The organism is Agrobacterium sp. 10T429 (assembly GCF_056393925.1).
In genome coordinates this window covers 1-476 of the sequence record NZ_JBFTGV010000043.1, presented here as the reverse complement: position 1 = coordinate 476, position 476 = coordinate 1, and the positions used below count along the sequence as shown (strand labels likewise).

The following is a 476-nucleotide window of genomic DNA, read 5'->3' as shown; positions in this document are numbered from 1 at the left end:
GGATTGTCCCGTGCGGCGGGCGCCACGCCCTCCGCGCCCGGGGCGGCCGTCCCACCCATGCCTCCCATCGCGCCGAATCCGCCCAGGTTGCCGAACGGCGCTGCGGTGGCCRCCGTCGCGCTGCCTGCGATCTGGCTGAACTGTTGCTGGAGCAGGTCCCACCACAGGCTCGCGTTGGGCGGCAGTGGGGCTGGACCGGCGGATTCGGGCGATGGGGCGGCTTCGGGTTCCTCGCCCTCGGCAGCTCCGGCGGTCACTTCAGGCGGCGCGTCGAAGTCCTCGTCGTCCTCGGCATTGGCCGCGTCGGCTTCCGCTTCGGAGACGGTCTCGGAGGCGGGGGACGGACGGAACGGGTGCGGCGGCGAGGTGCTCGGCGCGTTGGCCGCGCGCGCCACGTTCTCCATCGCGGTCTGCATGGCTTCCGGGGAGAGCGCGTTGCCGAAGGTTTGCAAGGCCACCAGCGTGGCGCGCTGTAC

The 476-nt window shown here is 73.1% G+C and carries 1 pseudogene; it reads right to left on the bottom strand.

Annotated features, from left to right (window positions below):
* Positions 1 to 476, bottom strand: a pseudogene (locus AC1DCP_RS26410) (hypothetical protein); the annotation flags it as partial.